Annotated in this window: 21 protein-coding genes and 2 pseudogenes; 6 read left to right on the plus strand and 17 right to left on the minus strand. The window is 66.0% G+C overall.

All coding sequences use genetic code 11. The annotated features are described in order from the left end of the window. Nucleotides 1–28: 28 nt before the first annotated feature. Nucleotides 29–1,075, minus strand: coding sequence for a cupin domain-containing protein (locus G6N34_RS15265; protein ID WP_085151845.1), 1,047 nt, complete (start codon nucleotides 1,073–1,075; stop codon nucleotides 29–31). 154 nt (nucleotides 1,076–1,229) lie between these two features. Here G6N34_RS15265 and G6N34_RS15270 point away from each other — a divergent pair, with 154 nt between their 5' ends. Then, a complete protein-coding gene (locus tag G6N34_RS15270) occupies nucleotides 1,230–1,883 on the plus strand; it encodes a response regulator (protein WP_085151493.1) in 654 nt (217 codons plus the stop codon). A 3-nt stretch (nucleotides 1,884–1,886) separates the two neighbouring features. On the opposite strand, the gene G6N34_RS15275 is transcribed toward G6N34_RS15270, so the two are convergent. Then, nucleotides 1,887–2,249, minus strand: a complete 363-nt coding sequence (locus G6N34_RS15275) for a response regulator (protein ID WP_179965762.1) — start codon at nucleotides 2,247–2,249, stop codon at nucleotides 1,887–1,889. An 85-nt stretch (nucleotides 2,250–2,334) separates the two neighbouring features. On the opposite strand from G6N34_RS15275, the gene G6N34_RS15280 reads away from it, so the two are divergent. Together G6N34_RS15280 and G6N34_RS15285 are read left to right on the plus strand one after the other, a co-directional pair. After that, nucleotides 2,335–3,840, plus strand: coding sequence for a GAF domain-containing sensor histidine kinase (locus tag G6N34_RS15280; protein ID WP_234812861.1), 1,506 nt, complete (start codon nucleotides 2,335–2,337; stop codon nucleotides 3,838–3,840). 1,159 nt (nucleotides 3,841–4,999) lie between these two features. Further along, nucleotides 5,000–6,237: pseudogene (locus G6N34_RS15285) on the plus strand (IS256 family transposase). Nucleotides 6,238–6,613: 376 nt separating this feature from the next. Here the strand turns inward: G6N34_RS15285 and G6N34_RS15290 are convergent. The 7 genes and pseudogenes from G6N34_RS15290 to G6N34_RS15310 all read right to left on the minus strand — a co-directional run bounded on the left by G6N34_RS15290 (nucleotide 6,614) and on the right by G6N34_RS15310 (nucleotide 13,094). Next, nucleotides 6,614–7,588, minus strand: a complete 975-nt coding sequence (locus G6N34_RS15290; protein ID WP_133057700.1) for a hypothetical protein — start codon at nucleotides 7,586–7,588, stop codon at nucleotides 6,614–6,616. Nucleotides 7,589–7,770: 182 nt separating this feature from the next. Continuing rightward, nucleotides 7,771–8,358 (minus strand): DUF732 domain-containing protein, encoded by a 588-nt coding sequence (locus tag G6N34_RS28035; RefSeq protein ID WP_234812792.1) that lies wholly within the window; start codon nucleotides 8,356–8,358, stop codon nucleotides 7,771–7,773. After that, nucleotides 8,342–8,524 carry a hypothetical protein gene (locus tag G6N34_RS28040; protein ID WP_234812793.1) on the minus strand — a complete coding sequence of 61 codons (183 nt, stop codon included), beginning with the start codon at nucleotides 8,522–8,524 and terminating at the stop codon, nucleotides 8,342–8,344. Before G6N34_RS28040 ends, G6N34_RS28035 begins: the two co-directional genes overlap by 17 nt. Nucleotides 8,525–8,664: 140 nt before the next feature. Beyond that, a pseudogene (locus G6N34_RS28045) lies at nucleotides 8,665–9,555 on the minus strand (serine/threonine-protein kinase); the annotation flags it as partial. A gap of 269 nt (nucleotides 9,556–9,824) precedes the next feature. After that, nucleotides 9,825–10,787 (minus strand): class 1b ribonucleoside-diphosphate reductase subunit beta, encoded by a 963-nt coding sequence (gene nrdF / locus G6N34_RS15300; RefSeq protein WP_085147913.1) that lies wholly within the window; start codon nucleotides 10,785–10,787, stop codon nucleotides 9,825–9,827. A 126-nt stretch (nucleotides 10,788–10,913) separates the two neighbouring features. After that, nucleotides 10,914–12,392: a flavin-containing monooxygenase gene (locus tag G6N34_RS15305; RefSeq protein ID WP_085147915.1), complete on the minus strand. Its 1,479-nt coding sequence runs from the start codon at nucleotides 12,390–12,392 to the stop codon at nucleotides 10,914–10,916. Between the two features lie 45 nt (nucleotides 12,393–12,437). Continuing rightward, nucleotides 12,438–13,094 (minus strand): TetR/AcrR family transcriptional regulator, encoded by a 657-nt coding sequence (locus G6N34_RS15310; RefSeq protein ID WP_165763634.1) that lies wholly within the window; start codon nucleotides 13,092–13,094, stop codon nucleotides 12,438–12,440. Between the two features lie 139 nt (nucleotides 13,095–13,233). On the opposite strand from G6N34_RS15310, the gene G6N34_RS15315 reads away from it, so the two are divergent. After that, nucleotides 13,234–14,835 (plus strand): MFS transporter, encoded by a 1,602-nt coding sequence (locus G6N34_RS15315; RefSeq protein ID WP_085147918.1) that lies wholly within the window; start codon nucleotides 13,234–13,236, stop codon nucleotides 14,833–14,835. A gap of 3 nt (nucleotides 14,836–14,838) precedes the next feature. On the opposite strand, the gene G6N34_RS15320 is transcribed toward G6N34_RS15315, so the two are convergent. After that, the gene (locus G6N34_RS15320) at nucleotides 14,839–15,600 is read right to left on the minus strand and encodes a TetR/AcrR family transcriptional regulator (protein WP_085147921.1); all 762 of its coding nucleotides are present in this window, start codon (nucleotides 15,598–15,600) and stop codon (nucleotides 14,839–14,841) included. Between the two features lie 221 nt (nucleotides 15,601–15,821). Between G6N34_RS15320 and G6N34_RS15325 the strand changes: the two genes are divergently transcribed. Further along, the gene (locus tag G6N34_RS15325) at nucleotides 15,822–17,003 is read left to right on the plus strand and encodes a geranylgeranyl reductase family protein (protein ID WP_085147924.1); all 1,182 of its coding nucleotides are present in this window, start codon (nucleotides 15,822–15,824) and stop codon (nucleotides 17,001–17,003) included. 10 nt (nucleotides 17,004–17,013) lie between these two features. Next, nucleotides 17,014–17,433, plus strand: coding sequence for a VOC family protein (locus G6N34_RS15330; RefSeq protein WP_085147927.1), 420 nt, complete (start codon nucleotides 17,014–17,016; stop codon nucleotides 17,431–17,433). 1 nt (nucleotide 17,434) lies between these two features. On the opposite strand, the gene G6N34_RS15335 is transcribed toward G6N34_RS15330, so the two are convergent. From G6N34_RS15335 to G6N34_RS15365, 7 genes are all read right to left on the minus strand, one after another. Further along, nucleotides 17,435–17,779, minus strand: a complete 345-nt coding sequence (locus G6N34_RS15335; protein WP_085147930.1) for a cupin domain-containing protein — start codon at nucleotides 17,777–17,779, stop codon at nucleotides 17,435–17,437. Nucleotides 17,780–17,808: 29 nt separating this feature from the next. Continuing rightward, nucleotides 17,809–18,483: a helix-turn-helix transcriptional regulator gene (locus G6N34_RS15340; RefSeq protein WP_085147933.1), complete on the minus strand. Its 675-nt coding sequence runs from the start codon at nucleotides 18,481–18,483 to the stop codon at nucleotides 17,809–17,811. A gap of 12 nt (nucleotides 18,484–18,495) precedes the next feature. After that, on the minus strand, nucleotides 18,496–19,296 hold the full coding sequence (locus tag G6N34_RS15345; RefSeq protein ID WP_085147935.1) for a class I SAM-dependent methyltransferase: 801 nt from the start codon (nucleotides 19,294–19,296) through the stop codon (nucleotides 18,496–18,498). Then, nucleotides 19,289–20,071, minus strand: coding sequence for an ABC transporter permease (locus tag G6N34_RS15350; protein ID WP_085147938.1), 783 nt, complete (start codon nucleotides 20,069–20,071; stop codon nucleotides 19,289–19,291). Before G6N34_RS15350 ends, G6N34_RS15345 begins: the two co-directional genes overlap by 8 nt. Beyond that, nucleotides 20,068–20,769, minus strand: coding sequence for an ABC transporter ATP-binding protein (locus G6N34_RS15355; RefSeq protein WP_085147942.1), 702 nt, complete (start codon nucleotides 20,767–20,769; stop codon nucleotides 20,068–20,070). The genes G6N34_RS15350 and G6N34_RS15355 overlap by 4 nt, the downstream gene beginning before the upstream one ends. Next, entirely contained in the window at nucleotides 20,766–21,266 is a 501-nt protein-coding gene (locus G6N34_RS15360; RefSeq protein WP_085147945.1) for an MTB12 C-terminal domain-containing protein, read from the minus strand. Before G6N34_RS15360 ends, G6N34_RS15355 begins: the two co-directional genes overlap by 4 nt. A 112-nt stretch (nucleotides 21,267–21,378) precedes the next feature. After that, entirely contained in the window at nucleotides 21,379–22,086 is a 708-nt protein-coding gene (locus tag G6N34_RS15365) for a LysR family substrate-binding domain-containing protein (RefSeq protein WP_085147948.1), read from the minus strand. Nucleotides 22,087–22,091 lie beyond the last annotated feature (5 nt).

The following is a 22,091-nucleotide window of genomic DNA, read 5'->3' on the forward strand; positions in this document are numbered from 1 at the left end:
AGTAGAACAGGCCGCCGGGCGACCGCCGTCAGTGGTCGACGGGGTTGCGCCGGGGCACGATCAGCGGATCTGCCGTTGTGAGCGGGAAGTTCGGCAGATCATCGATGTGGGTGTCGAACGCCGCGGCCAGGACTTCACGCGAATACGCACTCGCGGAAGCCCTGTAGCCGATGTCGGCGGGGAACGGTTGGTCGAAGAAGATCAGGAAGTGCCACTCGTCGCTTCCGATGTTCTCGATGTGGTGCGGATAGGCGCGCGGAATGAAATACATGTCGCCCGCCGTCATGTTCCAAGTGTCAAGCGTGCCATCGGGATTCATGATCGTCATGCGCGCGTCACCGTGCTGCACGTAGCCCATCTCGGCGGTCACCGGATGCCAGTGTGGTTCGCGCATACCGTCTTCGGAGACGCGCAGCGAGTACATCGAGATGTCCTTCAGTGTGGACCAGAACTGGTCGCGGGCGAATCGGGCGTTGCCGTACGCATAGGTCAGGCCCGCGGGTTGGGCCTCGACGTCGAACCTGTGCGGGTCCTCGAAATACGCCGACGCCGAGATGTCGGGGGCGCCGACCCGGGCGGCCAACTTGTGGTCGGTGGTGTCGCGGCGGATCTGGGCGAAGTCCGCGGCGGGCAGGTCATAGGTGTTGCCCAGCACGGCATCGCTGAACGCACCCAATGTGGCGCCGAAGCCGAAGTCTTCGGGACGTTCACTGCGGAAGGCGATGATGAACTCGGCGACGCCCGCGCCGATGTTCTCGATGTGGTGCAGCGAACCTGAGTCGATGTGGAACATCTGCCCGGCCGTGACGACGAAGCTGGAGAACCTGCTGCCGTTGTCGAGCACCGACACCAACGCGGTGCCCGCGACACAGTAGGTGAGTTCGTTGGCGTTGGCGTGCCAGTGCGGAGTGCGCATGGCCCCGGGATTCAGCACAAGCCTTTTGATCGAGAGCCGTTTCAGGATCGGCAGGTTGTCCACGGTGACCCGGCGCATCGAGCCCAGTTCGGACTCCTCGACGATCTCACCATCGTGCAGTGAGACGGAGTGTGTGGAGCGGGACAGGGCTGCAGTCATTGCGATCTCCTCGATGACCGGTGGACTCGACACCTAAACCCTCCCCCAGGTCGACCTCGGTGTCTGCGCAGTTGACCACCGTTCGCACTACCTGCTGGCATCCATAAGTGCGACAATGACTCGCCGCATCCAAGTTGACGCCGGGGAGGACGTGATGGGCGCTCTGCAGGTCGTCGTCGCCGACGACGACGTGTTGCTTCGGGAGGGCCTGGCCAGTCTGTTGAGCCGGTCCGGGTTCGACGTCATCGGCCAGGCCGGAGACGCGACCGAACTGCTGAGCCAGGTGCGCGAGGCGCAACCGCACCTGGTGCTCACCGACATTCGGATGCCACCCGACCACAACACCGAGGGTCTGGACGCCGCGCGCATCATCCGAGCGGACTACCCCGACGTCGGAATCGTCGTGCTCTCAGCGCATATCGACGTCGAGCACGCCACCGAACTCCTCGCGGGCGGGCACGGCATCGGCTATCTGCTCAAGAGTCGGGTCACCGACGTCACCGATTTCATCGACACCCTGCAGCGCGTCGCCAACGGTGGCTCGGTGGTCGATCCGGCGCTGGTGGCCGAACTCGTGTCGGCGCGCCGGCACAACGACCCACTGGCCGCGCTCAGCGAGCGCGAGCGTGAAGTGTTGTCGTTGATGGCAGAGGGCCTGTCCAATGCGGGTATCGGTCGGCGACTGTGGGTCACCGAAGGCACGGTCGAAAAGCATGTCCGCAGCATCCTGACGAAGCTGAACCTGCCGGAGACCGGCGACGATCACCGCCGGGTGCGGGCCGTGATCATGTTCCTCGACGCGCGCTGAGCCTCAACGGGACAGCACCCCCCGGATCGCGTCGGGCGACAGTGCGAACTTGGGCAGGAAACCGCGCGCCGAACTGTCCGCGATGAGATCGATCAAATCCTGTTCGTCATGCGTGGAGATCAGGATGACCGCGACACCGGAGAGCTCTTCGGCGACGTCGAAACCGCTTTCGGCACCCAGATCGACGTCCACCAACGCGACATCGGGTCGCAGTTCGGTGTTCTGGCGCACCGCCTCGGCACCGTTCTGGGCCGTGCCGACCACCGTGATGCCGCCCCGGGCCAACATCGTCACGGCGGCATCGCGAAAGGCGGCGCTGTCGTCGACGATCAGACAGCGCACGGCAGTGGTCGCCGAACTCAACATGTCCCCAGCTTCTCATCGGCGCGGGCATGCGTCATTACCGCTAACCGGAAAGATTCCGGCCGCATTTGCGCTTAGCATCGGATCGGTGAACTGGCGATCGGTGTCACAAGGCCTGTTGGCGCAACTCGTTCGGCCCAACCCACGTCCGCTGGGCTGGGGAATCGTGGTCGCCCTCGGGTTCATCATCGCCGAGACCCTGTTGGTGCTGGCGCTCAAACAGGTCGCACCCGACAACGCCTTCGGCGCACTCCTGCTGCTCGGTGTGCTGGTGATCTCGGCGGGCTGGGATGTCGGGTTGGCGGTGGCGATGTCGCTGACCAGTGCCCTGCTCTACGTCTACTTCCACCTCGAGGGTCGGGGCACCCTCGTGCCCGCGGTGCTGGTGTTCCTCACGCTGGCGCTGCTGACCAATGTCCTTGTGGGACAGGCACGTCTTCGGGCCGCCGAGGCCGAGGCGCGTCGCCGCGAGGCCGACGCGCTGGCGGCCCAGCAGGCCGCGTTGCGCCGGGTGGCGACCATGGTGGCGCGCGGCGCCGCGCCCGACGAGGTGTATCCGGTGGCGGTGAAAGAACTCGCGCAGAGTCTGGGTGTCGACCATGTGACGCTGCTGCGTTTCGAGGAGCCCGCCCACTGTGTGGTGCTGGCCAGCACGGACCGCCCCGGCGCCACCAAGTTCATTGCTGGAGAGCGCTTTTCACTGGACGGCGACAGCGTCACGGCGCGTATCCGCGCCGGTGGGGCCGCCGCACGCATCGAGGACTACCACGGCGCCGAGGGTGAACTCGCGGCTCGACTGCGCCAGATCGGCATCCGCTCGGCGGCCGGCGTGCCGCTGGTGATCGACGGCGCAGTGCGGGCGGCCCTCGTCGCCGGGTCACCGGCCAGTTGGGCGCTGCCCGCTCAGGCCGAAGCCCATATCGGCGATTTTGCCGACCTGATCTCGACCGCGATCGCCAACGCCGAGACGCGCGCCGAGTTGACCGCCTCGCGGGCCCGCATCGTGGCGGCTGCCGATCAGGCGCGCCGCGGATTCGAACGCGATCTGCACGACGGCGCGCAGCAGCGCATCGTCTCGCTGGGGCTTGCACTGCGGGCCGCCCAAGCCGGCGTGCCTGAGGATCAGGACGGCCTGCGCGGCGAACTCACCACAATCGTCGACGGGTTGGCCGGCCTGTACGCCGATCTGCAGGAACTCTCGCGCGGCATCCATCCGGCGATCCTGTCCAAGGGCGGGTTGGCGCCGGCGATCAAGACGCTGGCCCGCCGCTCCCCCGTGCCCGTCGAACTCGACGTTCGCGTCGACGGCCGACTGCCCGAACCCGTCGAGGTGGCGGCGTACTACGTGATCGCCGAATCGCTGACCAATGCGGCCAAGCACGCCGAGGCCGAGTTCGTCACGGTGGCAGCCGACCTCGACGAGGGCGTGCTGCGGTTGTCGGTGATCGACGACGGAGTGGGTGGTGCGACCCCCGGCGGCGGCTCAGGCCTGGTGGGCCTGCGCGACCGCGTCGAGGCGCTGTCCGGTCAGCTTCAGGTCAGCAGTGTGCCGGGTGAGGGCACCACGGTGACCGCGAGCATTCCGGTGGGCTAGAAGTCCGTGCCCGGTCTTGCGCTTTCCGCGCCTACTCCGTCGAGTGCAGCGATTCCACAGCAGGGACTTCTGGATACCTGGCGGAAATCACTTCGAGCAACTTTGGGTCCGTCACGCGCCGGAACCCAGAACACCTAGCCTCCGCCGGGGTCCAACACACGGAGGCCGACAAATCGATCCGGGGATAAGTGATACGACAGAGCGCTCTCCGCCAGACCAGTGAACGCCAGCTAGGTACCGGGTTGCACCGCCCCAGCATGCCGAGTGACGTGTGTTACACTTCACGACGGCGCTGCAAAGTGCCGATTCTCGCCCCGCAAGGGTGTGATTGATAGGGATCTACTTAGGCCCGTCTACCAATTGGTGGCGGGCCTTTTTGTTGCGCGTCAAACACCCATGGCAGCGTCCGGCTTCGCCGGCCTTCTCAAGTCATCTGCTACTCGCTGTCCTCCCGGTCGCGGACTGTGACCGGGATTTTCTTTCTCTCCGATCAGCAGGAGGTCATCGATGAAAACAAAGAGAATCGCATGCAACACCCGCGCGAGGCGACGGAAACCCTTGCGGGGCAGCGCCGAGGGCACCCTAGTCAATATCGGTCGAGTGTCACACGGGACCGACCAATGCGCTCGGCCGAACCACCCGGTCGGCAACCAACATCTCCGAATCGACGATGCTTTGCCCCGACGCCCCGAGATGCGCTGCCATTCCCAGAATTGGAGGCCCTACCAACCGAGACGGCAGGGGCCCTTCTTCCGGAATGTTCACGAGAACACACCACCACCGAACTGTTACCACTGCTGCGGGCCAACACAACTCGCAGGTGGCGGGACATCCTGCGACCACATCGTCCGCTTCGAAACGAGGTGGCACTGCACCGACAGTTCATGCATTGGTTGGTATGACGAAATCGTGTACAGATCGCCGCATGGCCAGTACGAACGGCGTGGCTGACCCGCCCGGGAAGCATAAACATCGACAACAGCCCACCCACACCGACGTCACACGGAAAGGGTAAGTCCCTTGGTGTGGTGGGGTTTCGGGGCTGAAGCCGACCAGGCTGGACCATGTCCGGTGTGTGATTAGGGCTTCGGGGTGGGCCATCGCGTAGTGGTCATTGAGTTACCGACCAAAGTGACTCAAGCAAAGGACACACCACGCGATGACCCAGGACCATTCTGCCCTGCTGGCCCAGCTCGATGCGCTCCGCTCCGCTGATGTCGGGGCGGTATTCGCCGAGTTGATCCGCGCCGGCCTGCAGGCGTTGATCGAGGCCGAGGCCACCGAGGCGATCGGCGCCGGCCGCTACCAACGCACCGATGGACGCAGCACTCACCGCAACGGGCATCGACCCAAGACGGTGTCGACCACCGCTGGCGACATCGAGATCCAGATCCCCAAGCTGCGGGCCGGCTCGTTCTTCCCGTCGCTGCTGGAACGGCGCCGCCGCATCGACAAAGCCCTGCACGCGGTGATCATGGAGGCCTACGTGCACGGCGTCTCCACCCGCAGCGTCGATGACCTCGTTACCGCGATGGGTGTCGGTTCGGGTGTCTCGAAGTCGGAGGTCTCGCGCATCTGCGCCGGCCTGGACCGCGAGATCGAAGCTTTCCGTACCCGCAGTCTGACCCACACGTCGTTTCCCTACGTGTTCTGTGACGCCACATTCTGCAAGGTGCGTGTCGGGGCGCATGTGGTCTCCCAAGCCCTGGTGGTGGCCACCGGGTCTCCATCGAGGGCACCCGCGAGGTGCTGGGCACCGCCGTCGGTGACAGCGAATCCTTTGAGTTCTGGCGCGAGTTCCTCGCCTCGCTCAAAGCCCGCGGCCTGAGCGGCGTGCATCTGGTGATCTCCGATGCCCACGCCGGTCTCAAGGCTGCCGTGGTCCAGCAGTTCGCCGGATCGTCGTGGCAGCGGTGCCGGGTGCACTTCATGCGCAATCTGCACGGCGTGGTGGCCGCCAAACACGCCCCCGCGGTGACCGCGGCGGTCAAGACGATCTTCGCTCACACCGACCCCGCCGACGTTGCCGCCCAGTGGGACCAGGTCGCTGACACGCTGTCGTCGAGCTTTCCGAAAGTGGCGGCGATGATGGATGAGGCCAAGACCGACGTGCTGGCGTTCACCGCGTTCCCGCGCACCCATTGGCAGAAGATCTGGTCGAACAATCCGATCGAGCGGCTCAACAAGGAGATCAAACGCCGCGCCGATGTCGTGGAGATCTTCCCCAACCCCGCGGCGTTCCTGCGCCTGGCCACCGCTGTGGTCATCGAAGCCCACGACGAATGGCAGGTCACCCGCCGCTACCTGTCAGAGGTCTCCATGGCCGAACTGCGCAAAGTCATCGCCACCAAACAGCAAGCAGCCCAACCCGTCGCCGAACCACGTCAAATCGCCTAGCATTCACCACGACTCGTTGATCACCACGCGTGCACCCACGCCGATCCGAAGTCCACCACCCCAAGGGGCACTATCCACGGAAAAGTGCTCGTCAATTCCGCAAGGCCGCTGGCTGGGATTTATTCCCAGACCTGAACCAGCAGTCGCACGCCGCTGCGGCGCTGAACGGTCGCGTCGCGGTTGATGTGCATATCTTCGACTCGAGGACGAAACGACGTTGGTGCACAAAGAAATAGGAGACGCAGGTTCACTACTGGACTCGCGTGGAACGTGGACAGAACGTGAGCACGAACCAGAGAAACCCGGGGAGGTTCGGGTGCTGCCCAGCGCCCGAACCGGGGGACTCGCGCTCTCCGGAGGCGGTTAGGTAGGACACTCATCCGTTGGCGTAGCGGGGTATCCATTCCATCACCGTCGGGGCCAACCACTTTGGATAGTTTTCTCGCACAGATGCTCTGGCTGGATGTGTAGCCTGCGCCTCGAATAGCGCTACCGCGCACTCAGTCATGATGAGAGCGGCAGCGAACCCGTCGGCGATGATCTTCAGAGTATCTTCGTCGTTGCGGATGTAGTCGGTCATCCATTTGAACCCGTGCACGAAGCTTGAACCTGCCGAGTAGAAGCTCATCGCGCCGAGCGTCAGACCATTCGGTAGCTGCTCGGAGGCGTGGGGCGGCGTGTTTTCATCGACCCACTTTGCCGACCACTCGACAGTTTTTTCGAAACTCCTCGGAGGTTTGACTATCTGGTCCTCGGGCATGCTAGAGATTGCTTCTTGTAGTTCGTTGTACTCGTCACGGTGACGCACGAAGTTCTCGTAGGCACTGGCCTGTTCGCTGCCAGTACGCCTTTCCAGAATCTGTTCTTCCAGGCTGATGAACCGTTCCTGATAGGACCGTTCTCGAATCGTATGGCCACGACTCCTCGCACGACGCACTTCGCGACTTGGATCGGCGAGTAGCCAGATTGTTTTTGCCGAGGATTCAAGTGCGGCCCGGCACAGTGATCCCGCGCCTGCAACATCTGTCCGATGTTCCTGAAAGGTTGCCGACTGTACTTGCCCAGCACCCACCAGGTTCTGTGCTGCACTCATCACAGGGAAGCGTGCTGTCGAGCTGACGAAGTGTTCACCAATTGCGTCGAGTTCCGGTGTGAACCCCAAATCGTCCAGCGCCAAACTGCTGCCCTTATCCGGCATGAAACGTCGAGGATCAGGGTTTGTACTGCCACCGTCAGGTAGCACTCGCCGAAGCAAAGCCCACTCGCCTAATGGCCACGTTCGCACAGCACGTTCCGTGACCCGTGAGACAAGTTGGATCATGCGCAGCCGGTACATCTGGTCAGCGTTCATATTTGGGATGGTAGCCAGTTGCTCCGACACTCACTCTTGGTTAATTCCCAGGTCAACATTGGTCAACGAATGAACCAAGCGGCTTCGACGGCCCGGCCATAAAGCGTTTGACTGCCTGAAGTACGCGGCGACCGAGAAGAGGGTCAAGCGAGAGACGCCGAGGCCTCAGAAAGATAGCGGTGTCAGGGGATGACGTCGTTACACAAGGGATGTGGGCCGTCGGCCATGCTTCCCGTATTTATGTAGCCGCCGCTGCTGACGCTGTACCACGCTTCCTTGCCGAGGAAGAAGGCGCTGTTGTCGTCCAGTCCGTAGCGATTCATCAACATCTGCTTGAGGTCTGTGACGTAGTCAGCGCCACCTGCCACGGCCCTGCAGGCGAACGCGGCTTGTTCGGGCGTCCAAGGGCCGCATTTCTCCGGTCGTTGTGACGAACACCCAGGGCCGTTCGGGTTGGACGGAGCCGTGGCCGACACCGTGGGAATGGATGTGGGACCCGCCAGCGGACAGACCCAGTCCATCGCAGAACGGTAGATCACGCTGGCATCGTCATAGCTAAGGCCGTTGTACTTGTCCACCAGCCTGTCCTCCACCGCCGCCTGGTCGGCACCCCGTTTATCCCAGTCGCACACCCAGGCATCGGAATCGGTGAAGGTCACCCCGGACATCAGGTCATAGCCCTTTCGCGACAGCCCCTGCTCCATAGCCTTGCTGTAGTCGGCCCAGTCCGCCCCTTCTATTTTCGGATACTCGTCATCGGGCGTGTACACCGTCGGGGTTCGACCCTCCGTAGGAGTCCCCGCCGCACTCGTCGGGGGATGCTCCGGCGCAGCAGAAGTCAGGGCCGAGGATGGTGCGGCTGCCGTCGCGGTGGTGGAACTGATCGGTGCAGCGCTCGATGAGATAGCCGAGGTATTCGATTGCGGGTCCTGCCATGGCCGCCAGAGCACCCCGCCAGCACCGAGCAGTAGCAGCAGTACTGCCGCGATCGAGATGGCGATCAGCCAGCGAGTCCCGAAGCTATTAAAGACATCCCAAGGCGCAGCACCACCGCTTTCGGCATTGATTCGCGGCCTGCGGGCTGCTGGGGCGGGGGTGGTGGGCGCTGCGGTGACTCCCAAGGTATGCGGAGCAGCGGTTTCGGTGAGGGCTCGGGAGAAGTCGGAGCAGCACTCGAACCGGTCGTCAGGATCCTTGGCCAACGCGGCGGATAGAACTGGGTCCAGAGATGCGAGTTGTGGTCGGGTGTCGCCAATGGCTGGTGATGGTGCGTTGAGGTGGCGACTGATGACGACGGCAGGGTTGGAGTTCGGGAACAACTGCGCGCCTGTTAAGAGGTGATAGGTGGTGGCGGCGAGGGCCTACTGGTCAGCTCGGCCGTCCATCGGCTCGCCCATGAGCTGCTCGGGGGCCGCGTAGGCGACCGTACCGACAGTCATGTTGGTGGTGGTGATCCCGTTGGTGTCCTCCAGTGGTCGAGCGATCCCGAAATCGGCGAGGTACACATCGGGATCGTCAGTGTCCAGGTTCGCGGCGATGATGTTGGCTGGTTTGACGTCTCGGTGCAGTAGGCCCTTCTTGTGGGCGTAGTCCAACGCGCTGGCCACTGCGGTGACGATCGGAAGGACATGGCTGAGGGGCATACCTGTCGGGTAACGGTGTGCCAGTAGGTTGGCTAGGTCAGTGCCGTCGATGTAGTCCATCGCGATCCACAGGTGCCCGTCGTGCTCGCCTCGGTCGTGGATGCCGACTACGTGGGGGTGGCGTAGTCCGGCGGCTAAGTCAGCTTCACGGATGAACCGCTCCCGAAACGAGGCGTCATTGGAGAGATCTGAGCGGAGGACTTTGAGCGCCTCTTGGCGAGGCAGGCGGGGATGCTGGACCAGGTAGACCTCGCCCATGCCGCCGGATCCCAACAACCGCAGAACCCGATACCCGGCGAAAGTGTCCCCTATCTGCAACGGCATGGCGAGATGTTAGCCGTATAGGGCTCGACATCGGGCTTAGCGCCAAGAGGATCGACACCTCAGAAGTGCCGAGAGCAGGCGGCGAATTGGGAACATGTCCGTCATAACCCACGACGTCGATCGTCATGTTGGTCATTGCCAGGCGCGCACTGAGTACCGCGCGTAGAGAAATGTGGGCAAAGGCACCTCGAAGCGCGCGCCGATCCACGCTAAAGGCGGACCGTTTCCAGTCCGCCTTTAGTGGAGAAAATCGCCCTGACGTGCGAAGACTAGAAGTCCCAGTCCTCATCTTCGGTGTTGACGGCCTTGCCGATCACGTAGCTCGACCCCGAGCCGGAGAAGAAGTCGTGGTTCTCGTCGGCGTTGGGGCTCAGCGCCGACAGGATCGCCGGGTTCACATCGGTCTCGTCGCGCGGGAACAGCGCCTCATACCCGAGGTTCATCAGCGCCTTGTTGGCGTTGTAGCGCAGGAACTTCTTGACGTCCTCGGTGAGCCCGACCTCGTCGTAGAGGTCCTGGGTGTACTCCACCTCGTTGTCGTAGAGCTCGAACAGCAACTCGTAGGTGTAATCCTTGAGCTCCTGACGCTTGGCCTCGTCCACCAGCTGCAGCCCGCGCTGGTACTTGTAGCCGATGTAGTAGCCGTGCACGGCCTCGTCGCGGATGATCAGCCGGATCATGTCGGCGGTGTTGGTCAGCTTGGCCCGGCTGCTCCAGTACATCGGGAGGTAGAAGCCCGAGTAGAACAGGAAGCTCTCCAGCAGCGTGGAGGCCACCTTGCGCTTGAGCGGCTCATCGCCCTTGTAGTACTGCAGCACGATCTCGGCCTTGCGCTGGAGGTTGGGGTTCTCCTCGGACCAGCGGAACGCCTCGTCGATCTCGACGGTGGAGCACAGCGTCGAGAAGATGTTGCTGTAGCTCTTGGCGTGCACCGACTCCATGAACGCGATGTTGGTGTAGACGGCCTCTTCGTGCGGCGTGAGCGCATCGGGGATCAGGCTGACCGCGCCCACGGTGCCCTGGATGGTGTCGAGCATCGTCAGGCCCGTGAAGACCCGCATGGTGAGCTGCTTCTCGTGATCGGTCAGGGTGCCCCAGGACGGGATGTCGTTGGACACCGGCACCTTCTCGGGCAACCAGAAGTTGCCGGTCAGGCGGTCCCAGACCTCGGCATCCTTCTCGTCTTGCACGCGGTTCCAGTTGATGGCCGAGACACGGTCGATCAGCTTCATTCCGTCGGACACCTGAACCCCTTAAATCTGCGCTGCCGGACTGGTGCCCGCAACACTACAACTGGTGGGTGAGAACACGGCGCAACACAACACTTTGTGCCCCGGCGTGTTCTCCGCGCGACCGGCTCAACGGGCCTCGAGCAGCCGGTATTCGTCCATGTCGACCGTGCGGGTGGCCAGCCAGTACTGCCACGTCATGCCGCTCCAGAGGGTGCGGTTGACGCCGTGGGAGTCCATGTACCAGCTACGGCAGCCGCCGGTGTTGAACACCGTGCGGGCCAGATCGTGCTGCAGGCGCTGGTTGTAGCGGTCGGCGGCGGCCCGGGTCGGGGCCAGCCCCTGCGCGCCGGCACGGTCGGCGGCCTCGATGGCCTGGGCGACGTAGCGGATCTGGCTTTCGATCATGAACACCACGGAGTTGTGGCCCAGCGCCGTGTTGGGGCCGAGCAGGAAGAACAGGTTGGGCATGTCGGCCACGGCGATGCCGCGCAGTGCGGACATCCCCTCGCGGTTCCACCGATCCACGAGGTCCTCACCGCCGGGGCCCTTGATGTCGACGTAGGTGTAGGAGTCGGTGACGTGGAATCCGGTCGCGAACACCACCACGTCGGCGGCGTGTTCGGTGCCGTCCGCGGTGACGATGCCGCCCGGGGTGAACCGCGAGATGCCGGACGTGATCACCTGTGTCCGGGGATCGGCGATGCCGCGATAGTAGGTGTCGGAGTTCAGGATTCGCTTGCACCCGGCGCGATAGTCGGGGGTGAGCTTGCGCTGCAGCTCCGGATCCTTGATGTGGTGGCGGATGTTCCACTTGCCCATCAGTTCGCCGATCTTGAGCAGGCGGGGCTGCTGGGTCATGGCGAATCCGACGCCCTCGTGGATCCAGTAGATGCCCGCGCGCATGGCCGCGCGCGTGCCCGGGACGCGCGCGAACACCCGTCGCAGCCACGGCGGGATCGGATTGTTGGGCCGCGGCATCACCCAGGCGGGCGTGCGTTGGTACAACTGCAGTTCGGCGACGTCCTTGACGATCTCGGGCACGATCTGGATCGCGCTGGCCCCGGTGCCGATCACCGCGACCCTCTTGCCGGTGAGGTCGACGCTGTGGTCCCACTGCGCGGAATGGAATGCGGCACCGCCGAACTGGTCGAGGCCCTCGAAGTCGGGGATCAGCGGTACGTGCAGGCCGCCGGCACCGGAGATCAGGTACTGCGTGACGAACTCCTGGCCGTCCTTGCTGAAGACGTGCCAGCGCATCTCGGCGTCGTCCCAGTGCGCCCGGTCCACGTGGGTGCCGAACCGGATGTGTGGGCGCAGCCCATATTTGGCCGTCACACCCAGCAGGTAGTCCTGGATCTCGGGCTGGAAGGACCACATGTGGGACCAGTCGGGCTTGGGCTCGAACGAGAACGAGTACATGTGCGACGGGATGTCGCACGCACACCCGGGATAGGTGTTGTCACGCCAGGTTCCGCCGATCTCGTCAGCCTTCTCCAGGATGAGGAAGTCGACGCCCTGCTTCTGCAGCGCGATGCCCATCCCCAGCCCCGAGAATCCGGAGCCGATGACGAGAGCGCGGGTGTGCACGGGCTGAGCAGCAGTCATGGATTCAGGCTACTCGTAATACCCAGGACCGCCGGTACCGGTTCTTCAGGGCGCCAGCATCGCAATCGATCGACGCAACTGCTGTTCCTCCGGCGCCGCAGGCAGCGCGCCGACGGCAGCGGGTTCGGTCGCGAACGCGTCGACCATGAGCGCCGCGAAGCGCCGCCAGGTCTCCGGCGCGGTCTCCCCCGTGGCGGCGACGACGCCGGAGTTGGCCAGCAGCATCACCACGACGTCGGCGACGGCCACGTCGGAGCGCAGGTGACCGTCGGCCTGTGCGCGCCGCATCAGCGTGCGCAGTTTCTCGACGGCCTCGCCGGTGCGCTGTTCCACGACACTGCTCGGCGGAAAGGCCGTGGTCAGCATCTCGCGCAGGCCCGCATCGCTGGCCTGCAGTTCACACAGGTCGAACACCAGGGCACGGAAGCCCTCCCACGGACGCTCAGCGGCCAGCGCACGGTCGACCGCCTCGGTGAATCGGGAGATGTTGCGTTCGAAGGTCGCCGCGGCCAGATCCGCGCGCGTCGGGAAGCGTCGGTACAGCGTCGCGACGCCGACGCCGGCGCGCCGCGCGACCTCCTCAAGAGGGGCCGAAATGCCACGACTGGCGAACAGTTCGGCGGCCGCGTCGACGATTCGGTCCCGGTTTGCGGCGGCGTCGGCCCGCAGGGTCCGCGGCCCCTTCGGTGGCCGCCCTCTCACCCCTTGCGGTGCAGCGCCGGAAATCACATGACCACTCTAGCGGAATAAGTGGAGGGAATAATCCACTTGAGCGTAACGTCTCGCACATAAGTGGTTATACCCCTCCACTTAAATCACTGCGTCCTGATGGAGCACATCAATGGCTGTACTGAACCACCCCCACACCGGTCGGCACCGGCTCGAGAAATCCCATTCGACGCTGCACGGCAACCCGTGGTGGACGCTGCTGGCGGTGTCCATCGGCGTCATCATGGTCGGCCTGGACGCGTCGGTGGTGGCGATCGCCAACCCGCACATCGCGACCGACCTGAATGCGTCGCTGTCGGATCTGCAGTGGATCACGGACTCCTACATGCTGGCCCTGGCCGCGCTGCTGATCTTCGGCGGCAAACTCGGCGACCGGTTCGGCCGGCGCCGCATGTTCTTCATCGGCGTGGTCGGATTCGCCGCCGCCTCGGTGGCCATCGGCCTGGTCGGCTCCGTCGCCGGCGTCATCGCCATGCGTGCCGTTCAGGGTGTCTTCGGCGCACTCCTGATGCCCAGCACCCTGGCCATCATCCGCAGCACCTTCCCGGCCGAGAAGCTGAATGCCGCCGTCGGCATCTGGGGCGCCGCCACGGGCGTGTCGATCGCGGCGGGGCCGATCGTCGGTGGCCTGCTGGTCGAGCACGTCAACTGGGAGTCTGTCTTCTACATCAACGCACCCATCGGGGCCGCAGCGCTGCTCATCGGGGCGCTGGCGATCCAGGAGAGCCGCAGCGGAGGCGCCCACCGTATGGACGTGGCAGGCATCGCGGCACTGTCCGGTGGACTGTCACTGATCGTGTACAGCCTGATCAAGGCACCCGAGTGGGGCTGGTTGGCCAGCCAGACGCTGGGCCTGCTGCTCGCCGGCGCCTTGGCCCTGGTGATCTTCGTGCTGGTCGAACAGCGCGCAGCCGAACCGCTGCTGCCGATGCGCCTGTTCGCCAACCGCGCAGTGTCGATCGGCACCGCCGTGGTCATCATCAACTTCTTCGCGCTGTTCGGAACGTTGTTCTTCATGACGCTCTACCTGCAGAACGTGCAGGGCATGAGCCCGGTCGAGGCGGGCCTGCGCACCCTGCCGCTGTCGGGCGCTCTGATGGTCACGGCCCCGTTGAGCGGCGCGCTGACCCAGCGCTTCGGCCCCCGACCGGCGATGACGGGTGGACTGGCCGCCGTGGCCGGGGCACTGCTGCTGCTGACCCGGCTGACCATCGACTCCGACTACGGCGCCCTCTGGCCCGCGTTCGTGCTGCTCGGTGCCGGCATCGGCCTGGTGCTCACCGCGAGTTCCGATGCGATCGTCGGCAACGCCCCCGTGGACGACGCCGGCGTGGCCGGCGGCCTGCAGAGCACCGCGGTGCAGTTGGGCGGCGTGCTGGGCACGACGATTCTGGGCTCAGTGCTCTCCAGCCGTGTCGGATCCAGCCTGAACGGTGAGCTGACCGACGCCGGCGTGCCCGCACAGGTCGCCTCGCAGGCCGAGGCCGCCAAGGAACTCATCGCACAGGGGCTGAGCCCGGCTCAACTGCCGAACGCTCCCACGATGCCCGCCGCATTGGCCGACGCACTGACCACCGGCAGCCACAACGCGTTCATGGCGGGCCTGGAGACCTCGGTGCTGGTTGCCGCCGTCGCCGCCGCGATCGGCGCGGTGCTGGCGGTGTTCACTCCGCGCGGCGCCACCGGCGAAGCTCAGGCCGTCGAAAAGGACTGAGGCTTAAGCCTTCTCATCCTCAGGGTGGTCCCTCGGGACCGCCTTGTGGATGGGCAGGTCCGGGTCGATCCGGATGCCCAGCAGCGCCGTCGTCCCAATGATGGCGCCCATCATGATGGTCGTCAGGTGCGAGATGAACTTCTCACGCGGCATCCGACGCGGACTGTCCGGGGCGGGCCCAAGCCACCAGTCCGTCGAACTCGCGGCGGTGCCGAAGGTGGCGAACGCGGCGAGTTCGATCGCCTCGCGGTCCAACTCCATCTCACGCAGTTCGTTGTTGAAGAGCTCGGCCATCGCCAGGGTGATCTCGCGGCCCTCATTGACCGCACGCATGGTGGCCTCGGCCTGATCGGGGAACCTGCCCTGCAGCACGAAGCGGACCACGTTGGGGTGTTCGTCGACCAGGTAGACGTACTGCTCGATGGTGCGCTTGATGACATCGCTGGCCGAATCGGTGGTGAGGTTTATCACCGGGAAGATCTCGGCCCACAGCATGTCGCGCAACCGCTCACCGATGGCCTGGAACAGGTCGGACTTGTCGGCGAAGTGACGGTAGATCTTGGGCTTGGCGGTGCCGGCCTCCTCCGCGATTTCGCGGACGCTGACCTCAGGACCGCGCTCGTCGATGGCCCGGAACGCGGCGTCGACGATCTCGGAGCGCACCTTCTTGCGGTGCTCACGCCACCGTTCGCTGCGGGCGTCGACCTTCACGCCGGCAACGGGTTCGCCGCCGGGCTTGGGCTTGGCTCGAGAGACAACTCGCACGCTTGCACTGTACTCGCCGCAGCACGCTGACCTGGCAATACAGACCGGCCGCGGGTTGGGGACCCGACGGGATCGGTCACACTTGCGTCACGCGTCGCGAAAATTATTGACCCTCAAGATGATTCACTGTGCAACCGGTTTCGTTCCCGGTGGAGTTTCGTTGACGTCGGCTAACATTGGCCTGGTAATCCGTTTCCGAGAACACGAAACGAGACATACCTGTGACACAGAGTTACGACCTGGTCATCGCAGGTGGGGGGCCTTCCGGATCGGCTGCCGCATGGCAGGCCGCGCAGACCGGCGCGCGTGTGGTGGTGCTCGACAAGGCGGAGTTCCCCCGCGACAAGCCGTGCGGTGACGGACTGACGGCCCGCGCCGTCAGCTACCTGCAGAAAATGGGTCTCGCCGAGGAGGTCGGCGCGTTCCACCGCGTGAACAGAGTCACGGTGTTCAGCCCCACCCGATGGGAGCTGTCCTTCCCCCGACGTCCGGGCATGCCCGACCACGGCCACACCGTCAGCCGAACCGAACTCGATGCCCTTCTGCTCAAGCACGCCGAGTCGGCGGGCGCCGAGGTGCGGCAGTCGTGTGAGGTCGTCCGCCCGGAACTGGACGAGTGCGGACGCGTCGTCGGCGTCGTGCTCAAGAGCGGCGAGAAGGTCCTCGGAGATGCGGTCATCGCGGCCGACGGGGCCTACTCCCCCATCAAGCGCGCCTTGAAGATCGACTCGCAGTACAACGGCTACTCGGCGATCGCGATCCGGTCCGAGATGCACGCCGATCGCGAGGACTCAGATTCACTCGACATCCACCTGCAACTGCGGTTCCGCGGCGATCAACTGCCCGGATACGGCTGGGTGTTCCCCATGGGCGGAGGACGTTTCAACATCGGCCTGGGCTACGTCAACAGCTATAAGAACTGGCAGTCGATCAACGCCACGCAGTTCCTCGGCGAGTTCCTGCACACGCTGCCCGCCGAGTGGAATCTGCCGCCAATCGAGGAGTTGAAGAAGAACCGGAGCGTGCGCGCCTGGCGACTGCCGATGGGCTTCACGGCATGGCCGCCGTGGCGACCGGGTGTGCTGTTCGTCGGCGACTGCCTCGGGGCGGGCAAACCCGCCTCGGGCGCGGGCATCTCGAAGGCCCTCGAGTCGGGCCTGGCCGCCGGGGAGTGCGCAATCGCCGCGCTGACCAACGGCGGACCGGACGACTTCACCAACTACGCGCAGCGGATGGAGGCCGCGTGGGGTCGGGAGTACCGGCGCGGGCGCTGGTTCCACAAGCTGCTGGGCTACCCGCCGGTGGCCAACGCGGGCATCAGGCTGATCGACAACGCGGCGTTCCGCGACCGCATGCTCAAGGCCCTGTACAAGAAGGCACAGGGGCCGCAGCACACCTACTAGGGTCGTGGTGATGGAACAGCGCATCAGCTTGCTCACCCTGGGCGTCGACGACCTGGCGGCGTCGAGGAGGTTCTTCGAGGACGGCCTGGGCTGGACCGCGACGGGCGCCTACGAGGGTGTGGTGTTCTATCAGCTGCCGGGCATCGCGTTGGCGCTGTTCGGTCGGGCGGACCTGGCCACCGACACCGGCGTCCCGGTCGACGGCCGATTCAGCGGAATCAGCATCGCGATCAACCAGCGCACCGAGGCCGAGGTCGACCAGGTGCTCGCACAGGTCGAGGCGGCCGGCGGAACCATCGTCAAGCCCGCCGAAAAGACCTACTGGGGCGGCTATTCCGGCTATTTCACCGACCTCGACGGCCATGTCTGGGAGGTGGCGGTCAACCCGGCGTGGCTGATCAACGACGACGGGTCGACCACCGTCCAGTAGGTCAGCGGCGCGCGACCACCGACAGCAGCACCACCGAGTCCTCCAGCGCGACCAGGTTGTGCACCTCGTCGGGGATCACCAGGTAGTCACCTTCGGATCCTTCGACGGTGGTCGTCGCCGTGCCGATCTGCACCCTGCCGCGCAACACCAGAAGCGTTGCCTCACCGGGGCTCTTGTGGTCGTCGAGCCGGTTGCCGGCGGTCAGTGCGAGCACAGTCTGACGCAGCGTGCGTTCCGAACCGCCATAGATGGTGTGTGCAGAGCGCCCGGCGCGGGCAGCTTCTGCCGCCTCGAGCTGCTCGGCACCGAGTGTCTTCAACGAGACCGCGTCCTGGATTACGTCCACGGGTGGGTGTCCTTTCTAATACTGATCTCTCATCGATTCTTGACGGGCCGCAGGAGCAGACCCACCTCGCAGGACCCGGCGTGCGGATCGGGAGTCACCTCCACCTGGTAGTCGCCACCGATCGACTCGGTGTTCAGGTCGACCACTGCCTGGATCAGGCCCTGCTGGATGCCCCGGACCACCTCCGGCGCGGTCTTGGCCACCTCGGCGAGCGGGCACGTGCACAGCTGCACGGTCACCTCGCCGAACGACGACAGCACCGAGCGCATTTGGAAACCCAGCTCGGTCAACGTCGCCACCACCAGGTCGGCGACGGTGGCCTCGTCCCGCGGACGGGCCACCCGCACCCGGCGGGCCAGATCCGCGCCGATGCGCCGGGCACGCGACTCGCGTTCCTCCACGGTGCCGCCCAGGTGGGTGGCGAACAACGCCACGATCTCCGCGTAGTCCAGCCGCGGCGCCAACTCGTAGGTCAACTTGGGCCGGCCCGCCCCGGCCGCCCGACGGCTGCTGCCGCGCCGGACGTACCCCTGCGACTCCAGCGCAGCGAGATGGAACCGCGCGGTGGTGATGTGGATGTTGAGCGACTCGGCGACACCCTGCGCGTCAACCGGACGACGCGTCTCGCGCAGCAGACCCAGCACCTTCTCCCGCTGCCGGCCCACCCCGCGATCGGTCTTCACGTCGTGGCGTTGCTCTGGCATGGGATCAGTGTGTCACTGACCCGGTTTGACGCCGACGACCGCAACGGCGGTCAGCGCGCGCCGGTACCGCTGAAACGTGCCGCGCATGCCGAGGACCCGGCGCCGCGCCGCGGGGCGACGGATCAGATTGCCGACGATGCGCAGCGCGCCGAGGGGACCCTCGTCGGCGAGCACCCGCGCGGGGTTGAGCAGCGCCATCGGGGCGTGCTCGACGGTCTTGACTTCGAAGCCGGCCTCGGTCAGCAGCTGGGTCCACTCCGCGGTGGTCAGCGGGCGCGCGTTGACCTTGATGGCGCGCGACATGTCCTTGCGGATGTCGTCCTTGAGCTCTTGGGGCAGGTTGTCGGGGGTCAGGCCGAGTTCGTGGATCGCGTAGCGGCCGCCGGGACGCAGCACCCGGAACGCCTCCTCCATGATGGCGCGCTTGGCCTTCTCCCCCTGCATCGTCAGCATCGCCTCGCCGACGACGACGTCGGCGCTGGCGTCCGGCAGGCCGGTGGTCGACGCATCGGCGACCACCACCTTCCCGGCGACCGGGGCCACGATGGCGCGGACGTTCTCGGTCGCGGCGGCGGTGTCGTCGACCCCGACATAGGAGTGCGGCTGCTGCGCGATGATGTCGCTGGCCGTGCGGCCGAGGCCGGGACCGAGTTCGACGACGTCGGCCCCGTTGAGGCGGGCGGCCGAGAGCAGGCGGCTGGTCAGCTCCAGACCCCCGGGACGCAGCACGCGCTTCCCGAGGCGCGCAAGCAGCCAGTGCCCGGGAAGGTCGGCGTCGGATCGCTCGGCGAGCGGAAGTGGTGCGTCAGCCATGGCGGACAGTCCTTTCGATGGTGGCGACCAGGAACATCGCCGTGAACAGTGAACACACATAGAGCAGAGCGGCGTTCTGACCCCAGGGCGGAGTCAGAACGGCGTCCTGCCCGGTGGCGAAAACGCCGTTGAGAACAGGCATGAAGCGCTGCAGGAAGGCACCGCTGGGCAGATACCCGGCCGCGGATTCGACGGCGTACACCCACAACAGGATCACCGCGGCGGCACCGAGCGGAGACGGGATCAGGGCACCGATCCCGACGCCGGCGCCCGCGGCGAAGAAACTCAGCAGCGGCACCGTCCACAGCAGCCGCAGCGCCACCGGGTCGGTGGCCGACACCGCCCCGTACACCAGCGGCGAGGCGACCGGCAGCAGCAGGAGCACGGCGAGCAGGGTGACGGCCGCGACCACCGCGCCGAGCACCCCGTAGAACAGCCAGCGGCCGAGCAGCGCAGGCCACTGCCGCCGCATCGCCAGGCGCACGTATTCACCTGCGCGGTAACGACTCTCCGAGGCCTGCCCGTCGGAGGCCGCGATCGCGACCACGACGGTGGTGATGGTGATGACCCAGTAGGCCGCGTTCGATGTGGGCACCTGCAGCACCGAGATCTGGCCGGGGATGCGGGCGAACATCTCGGCCGCGGCGGCGATCGCGAAGGTGATCACCAGCGGCATCGCAACGGCGGCCGGAACCAGCACGGTCCACAGCCGGCTGCGTCCGGCGGTGCGCACCATCTCGGCGCGCACGCCGCGGATCACCGGGGCCGCGCTCATGCGCACGCCACGCAGTCGAGCAGGGCCGACTCCAGCCAGTCGCGGGGGTCCGCGCCGGCGGGAACCACCTCTGCCAGCGTGCCGTCGGCGTGCACGCGGCCACCCCGCAGCATCAGCACCCGGTCGGCGGACAGCACCACCTCGGCGAGCAGATGGGTGGCGACGACGACCGCACAGCCGCTGTCGGCCAACCTGCGCAGCAGGCCGCGGAACCAGACGATCCCGGGAACGTCGAGACCGTTGAGCGGTTCGTCGAACAGCAGCGCCCGCGGGCGGCACAGCAGGGCGCCGGCGATCGCGACACGCTGGCGCGCTCCCAGCGACAGCGCACCGATTCGGCGATGCCGCAGCGGCGTCAGACCGGCCTCCTCGAGCACGTCGTCGACCCGGCCGGCCTCCACGCCGGTCAGCGCGGCCAGCCAGCGCAGGTGCCGGGTGACGGTGTGGCGTGGGTCGAGTGCGCCGGGCCCGAGGTGCACGCCGACCAGTTGCGGGTCGCCGAACGGAATGCGCCCGTCGAGGGTGACGGTGCCGGCGTCGGGTCGGTCCAGTCCGGCGATCAGGCGAAGCAACGTGGTCTTGCCTGCACCGTTGAGACCGAGCAGCGCGGTCACCGCACCCGACGGGACGGTGACCGTGACCCGGTCGAGCGCCTGACTCCCGCCGAAAGTCTTTGTCAAGCCCTGGGTTTCGATCATTCGAAGTTGCACGGGATCGGCAGGCCGATCGTCTTGATGCCGTTGCACAGCGACTTGCTGGCCAGTTTCCACTGCCCGTCGATGCGGCGCCATTCGGCGACCACCTGGACCGTCGGCGAACCCTGACGGCTGGCGTTGATGACGGCGGTGTGCCGGTCGGGCTCGTGGGTCTCGGGGCCGGTGACCACGCTGGAGCCTTTGGGCGGCCGGAAGAACCCCACGCGGTAGATCATCTTCGGCACGACGACCGCGCGCGAGCCACCCTCGAGCTGATTGGCCTTGACCCAGTCCGGCGCCGGAGTGGCGACCAGCAGCCGAATCTGCGCGTCGAGTTCGGCCAGGGTCGGCACCTCGGAGGTGATGGCGAAGTCCTCGATGTTCACCGGGGCGGCGTGGACCTCCGGCTCAGCGACCGCGCCCGGCGCCAGGGCAAGGGCCATCGGCACCATCGCCGTTGCGGCCGCTGCCACTGCCGCCCTGCGGAACCTTCGGAACATCAACCACTCCTCATTAACAGGAAAATATTCCGGTAAATCTAGGAGGTCAGCGCGCAATAGGCAAGCCTTACCTTTCACCCTGGTTCTTGAAGGTGGCCGCCGTCGCGTTCGGTCAGCGACGCTTCGGCCGGCCCGGCTTGTGGGCCACCTTGCCCGCGGCGGCACGGGCGGCCTGCTTGGCCAACGCCTTCTCCCGTGCCGTGCGTTTCGGTGCGGGCTGGGTCTGGCCCCGCGACGACCCGGGCCTGCGACCCCGGACGATCCCGACGAACTCCTCGACCAGCTCCGACGGCTCACCTTCCGAAAACGCCAGCGCCACGGCGCAACTCGGTGCGTCGGTGATCGGCCGGTAGGTCAGGTCCTTGCGGTGGTGCAACCGCGCCAGCGACTGCGGAACGACGAGCGCGCCCAGTCCGGCGGCGACGAGTTCCACAGCGGCTTCGGTGGTTTCGGGCCGATGCTCGATCGGGGCGCCGACGGTGCGAGCCCACTCGATGACGCTGTCGAGCGGCAGCAGCGTGGGTTCGCCGTCGAGGTCGGCGGTGGTGATCTCGTCGGCCGCGCTGACGACGTGGTCGGTGGGCACCACGGCCACCGGGGTCTCCTCGTACAGCGGGATGACAGCCAGCCCGGAGGTGTCCGCGGGCAACCGCAGCAATGTGACGTCGACGGTGCCGTCGCGCACCGCATCGGCCGCCTCCGCGGCGGCCACCGCCTGCAACTGCAGGGGCACGTCGGGGTGGCGTTCCGCCCAGATCCGAGCCCACTTCGCGGGCGTTCCCCCGGGCACGTACCCGAGGGTGAGGGACTGCGGGGTCACCGCCT

Origin of the sequence: Mycolicibacterium confluentis (assembly GCF_010729895.1) — a bacterium.
GTDB classification, from domain to species: Bacteria; Actinomycetota; Actinomycetes; order Mycobacteriales; family Mycobacteriaceae; genus Mycobacterium; species Mycobacterium confluentis.